This window comes from Agrococcus sp. Ld7 (genome assembly GCF_045064095.1).
GTDB lineage: Bacteria > Actinomycetota > Actinomycetes > Actinomycetales > Microbacteriaceae > Agrococcus.
On sequence record NZ_JBISGY010000026.1, the window covers coordinates 180,054 to 195,613 of the forward strand.

The 15,560-nt window shown below is 73.2% G+C and carries 16 protein-coding genes; 8 read left to right on the top strand and 8 right to left on the bottom strand.

Annotated elements, in window-relative coordinates:
• Positions 1-12: 12 nt before the first annotated feature.
• A complete protein-coding gene (locus tag ACJJVL_RS05690; RefSeq protein WP_405217376.1) occupies positions 13-1,317 on the bottom strand; it encodes a hypothetical protein in 1,305 nt (434 codons plus the stop codon).
• 117 nt (positions 1,318-1,434) lie between these two features.
• Here ACJJVL_RS05690 and ACJJVL_RS05695 point away from each other — a divergent pair, with 117 nt between their 5' ends.
• On the top strand, positions 1,435-3,405 hold the full coding sequence (locus tag ACJJVL_RS05695) for an NAD(P)-binding protein (protein ID WP_405217377.1): 1,971 nt from the start codon (positions 1,435-1,437) through the stop codon (positions 3,403-3,405).
• Between the two features lie 83 nt (positions 3,406-3,488).
• Positions 3,489-3,914: a VOC family protein gene (locus tag ACJJVL_RS05700; RefSeq protein ID WP_405217378.1), complete on the top strand. Its 426-nt coding sequence runs from the start codon at positions 3,489-3,491 to the stop codon at positions 3,912-3,914.
• A 9-nt stretch (positions 3,915-3,923) separates the two neighbouring features.
• Here ACJJVL_RS05700 and ACJJVL_RS05705 read toward each other — a convergent pair whose 3' ends face one another.
• Both ACJJVL_RS05705 and ACJJVL_RS05710 read right to left on the bottom strand, forming a co-directional pair.
• Positions 3,924-4,091: a hypothetical protein gene (locus tag ACJJVL_RS05705; protein ID WP_405217379.1), complete on the bottom strand. Its 168-nt coding sequence runs from the start codon at positions 4,089-4,091 to the stop codon at positions 3,924-3,926.
• A 58-nt stretch (positions 4,092-4,149) separates the two neighbouring features.
• Positions 4,150-4,578: an arsenate reductase ArsC gene (locus tag ACJJVL_RS05710; protein ID WP_405217381.1), complete on the bottom strand. Its 429-nt coding sequence runs from the start codon at positions 4,576-4,578 to the stop codon at positions 4,150-4,152.
• Between the two features lie 107 nt (positions 4,579-4,685).
• On the opposite strand from ACJJVL_RS05710, the gene ACJJVL_RS05715 reads away from it, so the two are divergent.
• A complete protein-coding gene (locus ACJJVL_RS05715) occupies positions 4,686-5,864 on the top strand; it encodes an acetyl-CoA C-acyltransferase (protein WP_405217383.1) in 1,179 nt (392 codons plus the stop codon).
• Between the two features lie 74 nt (positions 5,865-5,938).
• Positions 5,939-6,934, top strand: coding sequence for an LLM class flavin-dependent oxidoreductase (locus ACJJVL_RS05720; protein ID WP_405217385.1), 996 nt, complete (start codon positions 5,939-5,941; stop codon positions 6,932-6,934).
• 1 nt (position 6,935) lies between these two features.
• Here ACJJVL_RS05720 and xdhC read toward each other — a convergent pair whose 3' ends face one another.
• The 5 genes from xdhC to ACJJVL_RS05745 form a co-directional block, all read right to left on the bottom strand.
• Complete coding sequence (gene xdhC, locus ACJJVL_RS05725; RefSeq protein ID WP_405217387.1) at positions 6,936-7,784, bottom strand: xanthine dehydrogenase accessory protein XdhC; 849 nt, start codon at positions 7,782-7,784, stop codon at positions 6,936-6,938.
• Positions 7,785-7,786: 2 nt separating this feature from the next.
• Positions 7,787-10,126, bottom strand: a complete 2,340-nt coding sequence (gene xdhB, locus ACJJVL_RS05730) for a xanthine dehydrogenase molybdopterin binding subunit (RefSeq protein WP_405217388.1) — start codon at positions 10,124-10,126, stop codon at positions 7,787-7,789.
• A 4-nt stretch (positions 10,127-10,130) separates the two neighbouring features.
• Positions 10,131-11,579: a xanthine dehydrogenase small subunit gene (locus ACJJVL_RS05735; protein ID WP_405217389.1), complete on the bottom strand. Its 1,449-nt coding sequence runs from the start codon at positions 11,577-11,579 to the stop codon at positions 10,131-10,133.
• 145 nt (positions 11,580-11,724) lie between these two features.
• A complete protein-coding gene (locus tag ACJJVL_RS05740) occupies positions 11,725-12,444 on the bottom strand; it encodes a glutamine amidotransferase-related protein (protein ID WP_405217390.1) in 720 nt (239 codons plus the stop codon).
• Positions 12,441-13,061: a DNA-3-methyladenine glycosylase I gene (locus ACJJVL_RS05745; protein ID WP_405217391.1), complete on the bottom strand. Its 621-nt coding sequence runs from the start codon at positions 13,059-13,061 to the stop codon at positions 12,441-12,443. Before ACJJVL_RS05745 ends, ACJJVL_RS05740 begins: the two co-directional genes overlap by 4 nt.
• A 95-nt stretch (positions 13,062-13,156) precedes the next feature.
• Between ACJJVL_RS05745 and ACJJVL_RS05750 the strand changes: the two genes are divergently transcribed.
• The 4 genes from ACJJVL_RS05750 to ACJJVL_RS05765 all read left to right on the top strand — a co-directional run bounded on the left by ACJJVL_RS05750 (position 13,157) and on the right by ACJJVL_RS05765 (position 15,427).
• A complete protein-coding gene (locus ACJJVL_RS05750) occupies positions 13,157-13,840 on the top strand; it encodes an AzlC family ABC transporter permease (protein WP_405217392.1) in 684 nt (227 codons plus the stop codon).
• On the top strand, positions 13,837-14,151 hold the full coding sequence (locus ACJJVL_RS05755) for an AzlD domain-containing protein (RefSeq protein ID WP_405217393.1): 315 nt from the start codon (positions 13,837-13,839) through the stop codon (positions 14,149-14,151). Before ACJJVL_RS05750 ends, ACJJVL_RS05755 begins: the two co-directional genes overlap by 4 nt.
• 134 nt (positions 14,152-14,285) lie before the next feature.
• Positions 14,286-14,747 (top strand): FHA domain-containing protein, encoded by a 462-nt coding sequence (locus ACJJVL_RS05760; RefSeq protein WP_405217518.1) that lies wholly within the window; start codon positions 14,286-14,288, stop codon positions 14,745-14,747.
• Entirely contained in the window at positions 14,744-15,427 is a 684-nt protein-coding gene (locus tag ACJJVL_RS05765; RefSeq protein WP_405217395.1) for a MerR family transcriptional regulator, read from the top strand. The genes ACJJVL_RS05760 and ACJJVL_RS05765 overlap by 4 nt, the downstream gene beginning before the upstream one ends.
• The last annotated feature ends 133 nt before the right edge of the window (positions 15,428-15,560 follow it).

Genomic DNA, 15,560 nt, shown 5'->3' on the forward strand with positions numbered 1-15,560 from the left:
GAGCACGGACGGCTAGCGCCGGCCCGGAGTCGCGGGGGGATCGGGCAGCACCGGGCCGGGCACGGGTGCCGGATCGACCGGCGGCGTCGGATCGACCGGTGGCTCCGGCTCGGTCGGCGGCGCAGGATCCACGGGCGGCTCCGGCTCGGTCGGCGGCTCCGGCTCCGGCAGCACAGGGGCCGGCAGCGATGGCGTGGGCCCGACCGGCGGCGAGGGAGGCGATGTCGGGGCCGTCGTCGGCGGCGCCGGCGCGGGGCTCGGCTGCGGCTGCGGGGCGGGCAGCGCGGTGCCGGGCGGAGCCACGGGTGCCGGCGGCGTCCTGGACGGCCGGGCCACCGGGCGTGCGTCGCTCGCGACGAGCGCGGCCTGCGCCTGCTGCGACTGCGCCGCGAGCGCAGCCGACGCCTGGGCGTCGCCCTCGGCCTCGAGCTGCCATGCCTCGGTCATCCAGACCGCGGCGACGTGCAGGGTGATCCCCTCGACGAGGTCGAGCACCGCCGATGGCGTGTGCGCACCGCCGGTGATCGCGAGCAGCTCGGTCAGGTGCCGGTCGGCGTCCCGCAGGCTCGCCTTCGCCTGCTCGGGAGCGAGGGGGAGCGCCGCCTGCAGCGCGGACAGGCCCGTGCGGCTCCGGGCCAGCGCGACGGCGGAGCGCTCAAGCGAGGCGAGCGCGGCCTCGAAGCGATCGATGCGGCTGTCATCGAAGTCCCGTGGATCGCCGAGTGCGTCCAGCTGGCGCGCGAGGGCATCCGCGCGCTCGGCGGTCACGCCAGCGATCGGCTCGCGGTCGGCGGCCGTGGCGGTGACGCACGCCTCCGACACGTCGAACGACGCGGGATCGTCGGATGCGGCGGCGCGGGCACGCCACGCGTCAGCCAGCTCGCGATCGGCAGCCGTGACGAACTCGTCGGTGCCGATCGCCGTCAGCAGCGACTGCCGATCCTCGTCGAAGGCTGCGCGGTCGGGCGAGGGCAGCACCCATTCGGCACCGCGGACGTGCTTCGCGGCGGTGAGCACATCCGTTGCCCTGCCCTCGAGCTCCACGACGCTCACGATGCGCTCGGCGAGCTCGCAACCGGCCAGCTCGTGCTCGACGTGCCAGGCCTCGATCCGAGCGGCGATGTCTCCGGCGCGCGCCTGCGAGCTCCAGGCGACCGCGGAACCGGCGATGATGATGGCCGATGCCGCCGCCGCGGCGATCCCGGCGGTCCAGCGCCTGCGCCGTCGACGTCGACGCAGCTCGACGAGTACCGCAGCGCGCCGGCGCGCCTCCTCGTCGGTCGATCGCGAGATCTCGCGCTCGGGGTGCTCGTCCACGGTCGAAGTCCTCGCGTTCATGCCGGTTGTGCACGTTCATGGTACGCGACGGCCGATGCCGCCCGGCGGCAGCCGAGCGGTGCGGCGCCACGGCACCGCGGATGCTTGGATCGAGGCGTGAACCTCCTCGCTCAGCCGCTGCGCATCGGCAGCTTCGAAGCCCCCAACCGCATCATGCAGGCCGCGCACTCGAAGCAGTTCTCCGACCGGGTCGAGTCCGACCGCGAGACCGCCTACTTCGTGCGCAGAGCGCGCGGAGGCTGCGGGCTGTTCGTCGCCGGCAACCACCTCGTGCACCCCACGGCATCGACGCGCGGCTTCGAGGACGCCTGGCGTCCGGAGGCCGTCGAGGCGAACCGGCGGATGACCGGAGCGATCCACGACGCCGGCGCGCGCGTCCTGGTGCAGCTCAACCACCACGGCGCGCAGGCCGCGCCGGAGGGACCCGACGGGCCGCGCCCGGTGTTCGCCCCCAGCCGCATCCTCTCGCCGTCCACCGGCGTGGCGACGCGCGCCGCGAGCGAGCGCGACATCGCGGGCTTCGTGGCGGCGTGGGCGGATGCGGCGGAGCGCTCGCGGCTGGGAGGCTTCGACGGCGTCGAGATCCATCTCGCGCACGGCTACCTGCTGCATCAGTTCCTCAGCCCGCTCTACAACCGGCGGACGGACGCCTACGGGGGCGACCTCGAGGGTCGCACGCGGTTCCCGCGCGAGGTGCTGCGCGCCGTGCGCGACCGCGTCGGCAACGACTTCACCGTCGGCATCCGCATCGTCGTGAACGAGCACAACGACGCCGGGCTCGACGCTGCGGCGTGCCGCGAGATCGTCGCCGCGCTGCGGGAGGAGGCGCGCATCGACTTCCTGGACACGGCCGCAGGCGGCTACCACGACGTGCACTGGGTGTTCCCGACGTCGGCGATGCCGGCCGCGTGGCTGCGCGATGACGTGGCCGCGCTCAAGCGCGCGAACCCCGATATCCCGGTGTTCGGCGTGGGCAGCGCGACGAGCGTCGAGGAGGCCGAGGAGGTGCTCGCGAGCGGCATCGCCGACATGGTGGCGCTCACGCGCGGGCAGCTCGCCGATCCGGATCTGGCGACCAAGCTGCTGACGGGCGCGACCGACGACATCCGCCACTGCATCCGACTGAACCAGGGCTGCCTGGGGCGAGGCAGCCAGGGCCTCGCGGTGTCGTGCACGGTCAACCCCGCCGCCGGGCGAGAGCTCGAGCAGCGACCGCGGCGCGCCGCGAGGCCCGCTCGGTGGACGGTCGTAGGCGGGGGGCCGGCGGGGCTCCGAGCGGCGGTCGACCTCGCGGGGCTCGGGCACACGGTTACGCTGCTGGAGCGCGAAGCGGAGCTCGGAGGCCAGCTGCGGCGCGCAGCGCGCGTGCCCGGACGAGGATCGGTGGCGCTGCTGGTCGCCGATCTCGAGCGCGAGGCCCGGGCCGCCGGCGTCGAGCTGCGACTGGGCACCGCCGCGTCGATCGAGGCGATCGCTGCGACCGAGCCCGCGGGGGTGCTGCTGGCGACGGGTGCCGTCGCGCCAGCGGCGAGCGCGCTCGCGGTCGATGGCGCCTTCACGGGTCCGCGGCCCACGACCGTCGACGCGTTCACGGCCATGGACGACCCCGCGTCCCTCGGAGATCGGGTGCTCGTCATCGATGACGACGGCACGGCCTACGCCTCGGGTGTGCTGCTGAGCCTCGTGGACGCCGGCGCCGCGGTGCAGGTCGTGACGCCGTTCGAGCAGCTGCTGCCGCACGTGGGCACGGGCTACGAGCGGCAGCTGGTGCTGCGCACGCTCGCCCGTGGGCGGTTCGACCGGATCACGAGCGCGAGCGTCCGCGCGGACGCGCGCTCGACGGTCGCGGTCGATCTGCTGACGGGGGCAGCGCTGCCGCTGCCGTCGCCGACCGCGATCGTCGCGCTCACGCCGCGGCAGTCGGCCACCGTCGACGATCTGGATTGCGAGGCGCTCGAGGCAGCGCTGGGGATCCCGGTCGCCGTCGTCGGCGACGCGGTCGCGCCGCGAGGCATCGATGCCGCCATCGCCGAGGCCTGGCGCTTCGCGCTCTCGACCGCCAACTGACGATCCGCGGGATCGCTGGCGGGCGGGCGAGCACTGGGCCATGCTGGCCTCGGGGGCCGAGCGGCCGCCGAGAGGAGCCCACGATGACGACGGTGCTGAACCCCTACCTGGCCTTCGAGCGCGACGCGCGCGAGGCCATGAACTTCTACCACGGCGTCTTCGGCGGCGACCTGGTCGTGACGACGTTCGCCGAGGGCGGCATGCAGCACGATCCGGGCGACGCCGCCCGCGTCATGCACTCGCAGCTGACCACCGCAGAGGGCCACACCATCATGGCGAGCGATACGCCCTCGGACGTCGAGCCGACGATCCGCGGTCAGCAGATCTCCATCTCCGGCGATGACGCCGAGCGGCTCGCGCGCTACTGGGAGGCGCTCAGCGACGGAGCGCACGTCGACGCGCCGCTCGAGCGTGCGCCATGGGGCGACACCTTCGGGATGCTCGTCGATCGCTGGGGTGTCACCTGGATGGTGAGCATCGCCAGCGACGTCGCGCGCTCCGACGCGTAGCGCAGCGACTCAGGCCGGTCCGCCCGAGGCGGTGTCCTCTTCGGTCTCGGGGTCGTGCATCGATGCCGAGGTCGACGTGCGCTCGTGGGTCTCGGTGTGCTCGTGCTCCTCGTGCGCACCGTCGCCGTCGGTGTGCTCGGTGTGCTCGTGCTCCTCGTGGTGCTCGTGCTCGCTCATGCTTGCCTCCTGTCGTCGGGTCTCCTTTCTAGCGGGAACCCGCCCGTGAGGCGAGCGGTCAGCGCACGGGCACCACGCCCATCGAGTCCAGCAGCGCTCGGATGCGCCGCTCGATCTCGTCGCGGATCGGTCGCACCGCCTCGATGCCCTGCCCCGCGGGATCCTCGAGGGCCCAGTCCTCGTACCGCTTGCCCGGGAAGATCGGGCACGCGTCGCCGCACCCCATCGTGATGACCACGTCGGACTGCCGCACGGCCTCGACGGTCAGCACCTTGGGGCTCTCGGCGGTGATGTCGATCCCGACCTCGCGCATCGCCTCGACGGCCGTGGGGTTGATCTGGTCGGCCGGGATCGAGCCGGCAGAGCGCACCTCCACCACGTCGCCGGCCAGCGCCCGCAGGAAGCCGGCGGCCATCTGCGATCGGCCGGCGTTGTGCACGCACACGAACAGCGCACTGGGGGAGTCGGCCCTCGGGGCAGTCGTCATGGGCTCATTGTCTCCCGCGCGGGTGTTCCGCGCAGCACGGCGTGGTCGATGCCGGGCGCCGCGAGTACGCTGGCGGGGTCGTACCCCATCCGCGAAGGAGCAGCCCCATGCCCGAGACGATCATCGCCGGCTACGCCCGCACCCCGTTCGCCAAGTTCCTCGGCCAGCTGGCGCAGACCCCCTCGACCGAGCTGGGCGCGCACGCCGCGAAGCATGCGCTCGAGAAGGCCGGCGTCGACCCGGCAGCGGTCGACGCCGTGATCGTCGGCCAGGTGCTGCAGGCCGCGGTCGGGCAGAATCCGCCGCGCCAGACCGCGGTGGCCGCCGGCATCCCGATGACCGTGCCGGCGCTGGGCGTCAATGCCGTGTGCCTCTCCGGCACCGAGGCGATCGTGACCGGGCACCGGATGATCCAGCTCGGCGAGGCAGACGTGGTCGTCGCGGTCGGCCAGGAGTCGATGTCGCTGGCACCCCACGCGGCCCCCATGCGCTCGGGCAGCAAGTTCGGCAGCACGACCCTCATCGACACCATGCAGTTCGACGGGCTGACGGATGCGTTCGACCGCGTCGCCATGGGCGAGTCGACCGACCAGTACAACGGCGCCTTCGAGGTCACTCGCGAGCAGCAGGACGCGTTCGCCGCCGCCTCCCACGCGCGCCTCGTGCGCGCGCAGGACGAGGGCTCGCTCGAGGACGAGATCGTGCCGATCGAGGCGAAGGCCGGTCGCAAGACCGTCACGGTCGCAGCCGACGACGGCGTGCGGGCGGAGACGACTCTCGAGTCGCTCGCGGGCCTCCGCCCCGCATTCACGAAGGACGGCACGGTGACGGCCGGCAACGCATCCCAGATCACCGACGGCGCGGCCGCCGTCGTGCTCGTCTCGGACGCCTACGCAGCCGCGCACGGCATCACGGGCCTCGCGAGGATCCTCTCGACCGGCTTCGTCGCGGGTGCCGACGTGTCGCTGCACTCGCAGCCCGCGGACGCGATCGCGCAGGCGCTCGAGCGCGCCGGCAGGACGACCGACGAGCTCCGTGCTGTCGAGATCAACGAGGCCTTCGCAGCCGTCGGCGTCGTCTCGACGCGGCAGCTGGGCGTCGACCCCGAGATCGTGAACGCCAACGGCGGGGCGATCGCCATGGGTCACCCCATCGGCGCCTCCGGCCTGCGCATCGTCGGTCACCTGGCGCGCAGGCTGCAGCAGCTCGGCGCAGGCTCGATCGGCGCGACCGGCATCTGCGGCGGTGGCGGCCAGGGCTCTGCCGTCGTGCTCGAGGCGATCTGAGGCTTCCGCGCTGGGGTTTCCGCCATGAGCGGATCGGCATCCGCGCGCGCACCCGTCCGGCATACGCTGGACGGGTGCGTCTGTCTGTGCTGGATCTTGCCCCCATTCACCCCGGAGAGACGGCGGCGCAGAGCCTCGCCGGGTCCGTCGAGCTCGCGCAGGCCGCTGAGCGGCTCGGATTCGCCCGCGTGTGGTACGCCGAGCACCACAACATGGCGACCATCGCGTCGAGCGCCACGAGCGTGCTGATCGCCCACGTGGCAGCCCACACCTCGACCATCCGACTGGGCGCCGGCGGCGTCATGCTGCCGAACCACTCGCCGCTCGTGATCGCCGAGCAATTCGGCACGCTCGCCGAGCTGCACCCCGGCCGCATCGACCTCGGCCTCGGGCGCGCACCCGGCACCGATCAGCGCACCTGGGCGGCGCTGCGCCGCGACATCCGCGCCTCCGAGCAGTTCCCGCAGGATGTCGTCGAGCTGCGCGGCTACCTCGCGGGCGCGTCGGTGGTGCCCGGCATCACCGCGGTGCCCGGCCACGGCACGAGGGTGCCGCTGACGATCCTCGGCTCTTCGCTGTTCGGCGCGCAGCTCGCCGCGGCCCTCGGTCTGCCGTACGCGTTCGCCTCGCACTTCGCGCCCGACGCGCTGCACCAGGCGGTGGCCGTCTACCGCGAGCGCTTCCAGCCCAGCGAGCAGCTCGAGGCGCCGTACGTGATCGCCGGCATCAACGCCGTCGTCGCGGACACCCGCGAGGACGCCGAAGCGATGCACCGCGACGCGATCCGCGCTCGCGTGCGCGGCATCCTGCTGCGGGACAGCCCGGTCGCGCAGCAGGTGGGCGACGACGAGCTCGACGCGCTCGCTCGCAGCCCCCAGGCAGCCGGCATCATGAAGATGGCGCAGCACACCGCGATGGGGACGGGCGATGCGGCGACCGCGACCCTGCGCCGCTTCCAGGTCGGGGCCGACGCCGATGAGCTGATCATGGCGGTGCACGGGCAGACCTCGCAGCGCGTGCGCGCACTCGAGCTGCTCGAGACCGCTGGCGCGCTCGGCGACGCGGCGTGACCTAGCCGCGCACCGCGCGGCTCGAGGACCCCTGCAGGACGATCGGGCCGAGGGGCTCGTCCTGCAGCGTGCGCACGAGCGCGGCCGCGACGCTGATGGCGATGACCGCGGGCTGCTTGCCTCGCAGCTCCGGCAGCCCGATGGGGCTCGTGATGGTGTCGATCGCCGCCTCCGTGTGGCCCGCCTCCCGCAGCCGCTTGCGGAACCGCTGCCACTTGGCCGACGAGCCGATCACGCCGACCGATCCCAGGTCGCCGCGGCGCAGCGCCGCCTCGCACAGCACGAGATCCTCGGCGTGGTCATGGGTGAGCACGAGCACGTGGGCGTCGACGGGCAGCGAGGCAAGGGCGGTCTCGGGTGCGGGGGCGTGGGTGAGCCGCACGTCGGCGAGGGCATCGGCCAGCCCAGCGCTCGCCATCTGCTCGACGTAGGCCGCGCGGCTGTCCACCAGGTGCACGCGCAACGGCAGCCGCGACAGGATGCGACCGAGCTCCTGCCCGACGTGGCCGAGGCCGAACACCGCGACGACCGGACGGGCGGGCAGCGGCTCGAGCAGCACCTCCACCTCTCCGCCGCAGCACTGGCTCCCATGCTCGTTCGCGGCGTGCTCATTGAGCGCGATGCGGAACTGCTCCGACGCCGAGGTGCCCGCGGCCAGCAGCGCCCGAGCGCGCGCGACCGCGCTCGCCTCGAGGTTGCCGCCGCCGATGCTGTCCCACGCGTCGTCCGAGGCGACCACCATCTTCGCGCCCGCCTCCCTGGGGGTGTGGCCGCGCGTGCCCGTGACGGTGATCAGCACCGCCGAGCGACCCTCGTCCCGGAGGCGCTGGAGCGCGCGCAGCCAGTCCACGGCTACGCCCCGCCGGCCTGTCGGGCAGTCTCGATCGCCCAGAAGACCGCTTCGGGGGTCGACGGGCAGGCGAGCTCCACCGCGTGGCCTGCAGGCCCGAACGCGGCAACCGCGTGCCGCAGCGCCTCGCGGATGCTGAACGCGAGCATGAGCGGCGGCTCGCCGACCGCCTTGGAGCCGTACACGACGCCATCCTCCGTGGCTCGCTCGAGCATGTGGACATGCAGCTCGAGCGGCATCTCCGAGAACGACGGCAGCTTGTAGGTGCTGGCGGACTGCGTGATGAGGCGGCCGCGCTCCTCGCCGTCCGAGGTGTTCCAGCGCAGCTCCTCCAGCGTGAGCCACCCCGTTCCCTGCACGAAGCCGCCCTCGATCTGCCCGAGGTCCACGAGCGGCGAGAGGCTGTCGCCCGCGTCGTGCACGATGTCCGTGCGCAGGAAGCGGTACATGCCCGTGAAGCCGTCGACCTCCAACTCGGAGACCGCGGCCCCGTAGGCGAAGTACTTGAACGGCTCGCCCTGCATCCTGATCGGATCCCAGTGCAGGCCCGCGGTGCGGTAGTAGCCGGCGGCTGACAGCTGGGTGCGCCGCAGGTAGGCCTCCTGCACGAGCACCGGCCACGGCACCGACGCGGCGGTGCCGACCGCGGTGACCGAGCCGTCGGAGAAGCGCACGTCGGAGGCGTCGGCGCCGAGACTGTCCGCGGCGACCGGGAGCAGCCGAGCACGGATCTGCTCGCAGGCATCCTTCACCGCGCCGCCGTTCAGGTCGGCGCCGGTGCTCGCGGCGGTGGCGGAGGTGTTCGGCACCTTGTCGGTGCGCGTGGGTGCGAGGCGCACAAGGCCCAGCGGCACGCCGAGCGCGGTGGCCGCGACCTGTCGCATCTTCGTGTGCAGGCCCTGGCCCATCTCGGTGCCGCCGTGATTGATGAGCACCGAGCCGTCCTTGTAGACGTGCACGAGCGCGCCAGCCTGGTTGTAGGCCGTGTGGTTGAAGGAGATGCCGAACTTCACCGGCGTCAGCGCGAGGCCGCGCTTCCGGTGCGGGTGCGCGGCGTTGAAGTCGGCGACGCTCGCCCGGCGGGCGTCGATGCCGGCGCGCTCGCTCACCTCGTCGACGACGAGCCGCAGCCGCTCGGCGTGCCGGACCTCCTGCCCGTAGGGCGTGTGCTGCCCCGGGGCGTAGAGGTTGCGCCGTCGCAGCTCGGTGGCGTCGATGCCGAGCAGCGGTGCGCAGCGGCCGAGGATGTCCTCGAGCACGAGCATGCCCTGCGGTCCGCCGAAGCCGCGGAACGCCGTCTGCGACGTCTTGTTGGTCAGCGCGACCCGCCCCGCGAGCTCGACGTCCGGCACGAAGTAGGCGTTGTCGACGTGGCAGAGGGCGCGCTGCAGCACCGGCTCGGAGAGATCCAGGCACCACCCGCCGTCGGAGGTGAGGGTTGCGCGCAGCGCTTCGAGGCGGCCCTCGTCGTCGAAGCCGACCTCCCAGGTGGCGTGGAACGGATGCCGCTTGCCGGTCATCGTCATGTCCTGCGTGCGGTTCAGCCGCATGCGCACCGGACGGCCCGTCAGCACGGCGCCGAGCGCCGCGACGGCTGCCAACCCGTGCGGCTGCCACTCCTTGCCGCCGAAGCCGCCGCCCATGCGCAGGCACTGCACGGTGACATCGTGACTGCGCAGGCCCAGCACCTGCGCCACGATCTCCTGTGTCTCCGAGGGGTGCTGCGTGCTGCTGTGCACGAAGACCTGCCCGGCCTCGTCCAGGTGCGCGATCGCCGCGTGCGTCTCCAGGTAGAAGTGCTCCTGGCCGCCGAACTCGATCGCGCCGGAGAAGCGGTGGGATGCTCGGGCCAGGCCCGCGGCCGCGTCGCCCCGTGCCACGATCGGCTGCGCGCCCTGGAAGGACTGCGCCTCGATCGCCTCGGTCAGCGTCAGCAGCGAGGGGAGCGGCTCGTAGCTGACCTCCACGGCGTCGGCGCCCAGCCGGGCCGCCTCGAGGGTCTCGCCGAGCACCCAGCACACGGCGTGCCCGAAATACATCACCTCGTCGGGGAACAGCGGCTCGTCCCGACGCACCCCGGCGTCGTTGAGCCCCGGCACGTCGGCGCCCGTGAGCACGCGCACGACACCGGGCACGGCGAGCGCGCCGTCGGTGCGCAGCGCGCGCACCCGCGCGTGTGCGTGCGGCGCCTGCAGCGGCCAGGCGTGCAGTGCGCCGGGCATCCGCGGCAGCAGATCGTCGGTGTAGAGCGCCGTGCCGGTCACGTGCAGGTCCGCGCTCTCGTGGGGGACCGCGCGCCCGACCACCGGGTTCGCGGGGCGTTCGGACAGTGCCGTGGTCATCCCGTCACGCTCCCGCGCGCAGCCGCAGCAGCGACTGGCCCAGCATGGCGCTGCGGTAGCGGGCGCTGGCCCGATGGTCGTCCATCGGCGTGCCCTCCTCCTGCAGGATGGCCGCGGCCTGCCGCGCGGTCTCGTCGTTCCAGGTGCGCCCGATCAGGGCCCGCTCGGTCGCCAGCGCCCGGATCGGTGTTGCGGCAACACCGCCCAGGCCGATGCGCGCCTGCGCGATGCGACCGTCCTCGAGCGTCAGCGCGACCGCGACCGCGACCGCCGAGATGTCGTCGAAGCGGCGCTTCGAGATCTTGTGGAATGCCGACAGCGACGCCAGCGGCAGCGGGATCCGCACGGCGCGGATCACCTCACCCGCGTCGAGCAGCGTCTGCCGGTAGCCGGTGAAGTAGTCGGCGACGGGCACCGCGCGCTCGCCGGTCGAGGAGGCCAGCAGCAGCGTCGCATCCAGTGCGAGCAGCACCGGTGGGCTGTCGCCGATCGGCGAGCCGGTGCCCAGGTTGCCGCCGATGGTCGCGGCGTTGCGGATCAGGCGCGACGCGAAGCTGTCGATCAGCTGGTCGAGGATCGGCACCCGACCCCTGAGCTCGAGCTCGACCTCGCTGAGCGTGAGCGCCGCTCCGATCTCGATCGCGTCGTCGCGGATCTCCAGCCCGCGCAGCTCCTGCAGCCGATCGATCGCGAGCAGCAGGGGAGGGCGCGTGTGGCGGAGGTTGCGCTCCACCCCCGTGTCGGTCGCGCCCGCCACCAGCAGCGCATCCGGATGCGCCTGGAGGAGCTCGGTCAGCTCGTCCAGATCCGCGGGGCGCTGGAAGGTGCCGAGGTCGGTGCTCACGCGGGTGGCGCACGGCGCGGGTGCCGCCGTCTGCCGGCGCTGCGCGAGCAGATCGTCGGCTCCCGGGTCGCCGAGGGCGAAGGCTGCGTCGCGAATGGGGCGGTAGCCGGTGCACCGGCACAGGTTGCCGCTCAGCGCATGGAGGTCGAACCCGTTCGCGCCCCGCTCGTGGTCGGTCGCCGCCTCGGCCGGCGGCGCTGCGGGTGCTCGATCGGGGCGGTAGAACTCTGCGGCCATCGCGCACACGAATCCCGGCGTGCAGTAGCCGCACTGCGAGCCGCCGCGCGCTGCCATCTCCCGCTGCACCGGGTGCAGCTCGCCTTCGGTGCCCGCGCTCGGGGCGGTGCCGAGTCCCTCGGCGGTGACGATCTCCTGGCCGTCGAACGCGAGCGCCGGTGGCAGGCACGCGTTCACGGAGGTCCAGCGCGTCCGTCCGGCGGCATCCGGTCGGGCCACGAGCACGGCGCAGGCGCCGCACTCGCCCTCGGCGCAGCCCTCCTTGACGCTCGTGCGCCCCTCAGCCCGCAGCCAGTCCAGCAGGCTCGTGTGCGGCCCCGCCGCGTCCGCGGTGCGCGGGGCACCATCGACCGTGATCGCGATAGCACCCATCCGTCGTCTCCCTCTGCAGCTGCCACGAGCGACTCCGGCCGTGGGGCTCTGCGGTGACGTCGAGCATAGGCCCGTCGTCCTCCAGACGGAACCTCGCACCCCTCTGGCGCGCCGTCGAGTCAGGGCGTGGCGGCTGCTCGCTCAGTCACCGCGCGAGGCCGTAGCGCTGCCCGAAGCGCGCGAGGATCGTCTGCGGGTGGGCGACGCGGGCGGCGCGGCCGGCCGCGACGAGGTCGTCGACCTCCTCGGGGGAGAAGTAGCCGTGATCCCGATAGGTGCGGATGCGCTGCTCGAGCCCGAGGTGGTCGAGCTCCGGGTGGAACTGGGTGCCGACGACGTGTTCGCCGACGCGCAGCATGTGGACGCAGGTCGCCGAGACGGCGAGGGTCGTCGCACCCTCCGGGGATTCGGCGATGCCCTCCTTGTGTCCGCCGAAGGCGGTGAACGAGCGCGGCAGGCCGTCGGTGAGCCAATCGTGGCCGACCAGGCTGATCTCGACCGGCGCGACCGACTCGGCGATGCCCCGCACCATCCGGCCGCCGAGCGCGTGCACGATGGCGCCGAGCCCCAGGCACGCCCCGAGATAGGGCACGTCGTCGCGGATCACCTGCCTCGCGAGCTCCGTGAGCCACGCGGTCGTCCTGGCGTGCGCGGGCTCGCGCCCGTGCTCGTCGCTGAAGTTCGGCGGCCCGCCGCCGACCAGCACGCCGTCCACGCTCCGCAGGTCGATCGCCGGCTGCGCTCGGTCGAGCCGCACCCGTCGCACGCGCGCCTCGTCGAGCGAGCCGAAGCGCACCATCGCCTCCAGCTCCGCGTCGGCGACCTCGTCCTCCGGTCGTGCCTGGACGATCAGGATCTGCCTCATGCGCTGCCTCGCTCCGCTCGGGTCCCGTCCGCTGCCCAGATGCCGCTCGATCCGCGGCGGTGCGAGCCGAGCAGGTGGGTGTCGACGATGCCGACGGCCTCCATGAGCGCGAACATCGTGGTGGGGCCCACGTGCGCGAAGCCGCGACGGCGCAGCTCCTTCGCGAGCGCGATCGACTCAGGGCTCGTGGTCGGCACGTCGGCGCCGGTCTCGGGCATCGGCGTCGTGGCCGGCTGGAACGACCAGATGAGCGCCGCCAGTCCCTGCTCCTCGCGCAGCGCGACCGTGGCGCGGGCGTTCTGGATCGTGGCGTCGATCTTGCGCCGATTGCGCACGATGCCGGCGTCCGCCATCAGCCGCGTCGCGTCCGACGCGCCGAAGCTCGCGACGGCATCCGGATCGAAGCCCGCGAACGCCTCCCGGAACGCGCCTCGCTTGCGCAGGATCGTCGCCCACGACAGCCCCGATTGGAACGCCTCGAGCGAGAGGCGTTCGAACAGGCCCGTCTCGTCGCGCACCGGCATGCCCCACTCATGGTCGTAGTAGTCGCGCAGCATCGTGTCGGCGGCGGCCCACGCGGGGCGCGCGAGGCCGTCCTCGCCGACGATGGGGTGCATGCGCTCCAGGCTAGCCGTGCGGCCGGCGCGGCCCCGCGTAGGCTGGATCGGTGCAGCGGGAAGCGGTGGGTCGCGCGTGGAGGGAAGGCGTCTCTGTGGCCGTCGCCACGAGCGCGTACGGGCTCTCCTTCGGGGCACTCGCGATCGCGAGCGGGCTGGACCTCTGGCAGACCGTGGTGCTGAGCCTGCTGATGTTCTCGGGCGGCTCGCAGTTCGCCTTCATCGGCGTGGCCGCCTCCGGCGGGGCGCTCGCGGGGGTGGCGAGCGCCGCGATGCTGGGGCTGCGGAACGGTCTCTACGGCATGAGCATGCGCCGGGTGCTGCAGCCGCGGATGGCGATGGTGCCGCTCACGGCGCACGTCACGATCGACGAGTCCACGGCGGTCGCGCTCGCCCAGACGAGCCCTGCCGCGCAGCGCGTCGGCTTCTGGGTGACGGGCATCGGCATCTACCTGGGCTGGAACCTCGCCACCCTGGCCGGCGCGCTGCTCGGGGATCTGCTCGGCGACCCCAAGCAGTGGGGGCTGGACGCGGCGGCCGCCGCGGCGTTCGTCGGTCTGCTGTGGCCGCGGCTGCGGACGCGGCAGGCCGTTGCGGTGGCCGCGGCGAGCGCCGTGCTCGCCGCGGCGCTGCTGCCGGTCGTGCCCGCGGGCATGCCCGTCATCGTCGCCGCGACGGTCGGCATCCTGGTCGGCGTGACGAACGCGTTCGGGCCCAGGCACGAGGCGGCGCTGCCGGACACCGGCGGGCCGGACCACGCTGCGGGGAGGCACTCGTGACGCTCTGGCACGCCATCCTGCTCGCCTCCATCGCCGTGCTCGCCATCAAGCTGGTCGGCTACGCGGTGCCGCAGCGGGTCTTCGAGCAGCCGCGCCCGCGGCGCACGCTCGAGCTGCTCACCGTGTCGCTGCTCGCGGGCCTCGTCGCTGTCCAGGCGCTCGGCGGAGCCACCGGGATCGTGCTCGACGCCCGCATCCCGGCAGTGCTCGTGGCAGCCGGTCTCTTCGCGATTCGGGCACCCTTCATCGTCGCGGTGATCGCGGCCGCGATCGTCGCAGCGCTGCTGCGCCGCTTCGTCGGACTCGCGTGACGCCCGGCCGCCGCAGCATTCGCTAGGGTGGCCTCTCAGGCGACGAGCGCCTGCCGTCCCGACAGGGCCGAGGCACAGGCTCGATCGCTATGCTGATCGCCCGCCGGCACTCGCCGGCACCGTCCGCGTGGAGGATGCGCATGACCGAGCACGACGCCCAGAAGCCGGGCAGGGACGGCGAGAGCACGCAGTCGTGGGGTGATGACTACCGCGCCCAGCTGGCTGCCATGATCGAGGGCACCACCGCAGAGGACCGCGAGGCGGTGGCATCGCTGCCATCGGGCTCCGCCATCCTCGTCGTGCGTCGCGGCCCCAACGTCGGTGCTCGCTTCCTGCTCGATCAGGATTCGACCATCGCCGGTCGCCACCCGGATGCCGACATCTTCCTCGATGACGTCACGGTCTCCCGCCGGCATGCGGAGTTCGCACGCACGGGCACGAGCTTCGCGCTGCGGGACCTCGGCTCGCTCAACGGCACCTACCACAACGGCGAGCGCGTCGACGCGGTCGAGCTGCGCGATGGTGCTGAGGTGCAGGTCGGCAAGTTCCGCCTGACCTTCTACCGCTCGCGGCTCGACCTCGAGCAGCGCGCGTGAGCGCACAGGCCGCGCGGAAGCCCGCGGGCCTGCTCTCCATCGGGCAGGTGCTCGCGAAGCTCGGCCCGGAGTTCCCCGATCTGTCGCCGTCGAAGCTGCGCTTCCTGGAGGACCAGGGGCTCATCTCGCCGCAGCGCACGGCGAGCGGCTACCGCAAGTTCGACGCCGCGGATCTCGAGCGCCTGCGCTACATCCTCACGCTGCAGCGCGATCACTACCTGCCGCTCAAGGTCATCCTCGGCCACCTCGAGGACATCGACGCTGGCCGCACGCCGCAGGTGCCGGGTGCGAACGTGCGCGTCGATGCGCCATCGATCCTGGGCGTCGAGCGCCGGCTCTCGCGTGCGGAGCTGCAGGCCGAGGCGGGCGCCACGAAGCAGCTGCTCACCGACGCCATCTCCGCACAGCTGGTGCCGGGCAGCGAGCCCTTCGGCGACGGCGCCGTGCAGTCGCTCAAGGCGCTCGTCGAGCTGCAGCGCTTCGGCATCGAGCCCAGGCACCTTCGCGGCATGCGGCAGTCGGCGCAGCGCGAGGCCGCGCTCATCGAGTCAGCGCTCAAGCCCATGCGCGGTCGCCGCGAGACGGGCAGTCAGGCGAGGGCCGCGGAGGCCGCTCGCGACCTCGCCAGCCAGATCCAGTCCGTGCGCGACCAGCTCACCCGCGACGCGCTGGGCGCCTGAGGGGCGCGCCCATGCCGCTCGTCGGCGGCAGGGCGTAGACTCGGCCTCGACACGCCGCACCGACCTGCAGTTGCACGATCTCGGGGCATCGAGTCGATACGGTGGGCCAACACTCAACTGCAACTTGAAGGTT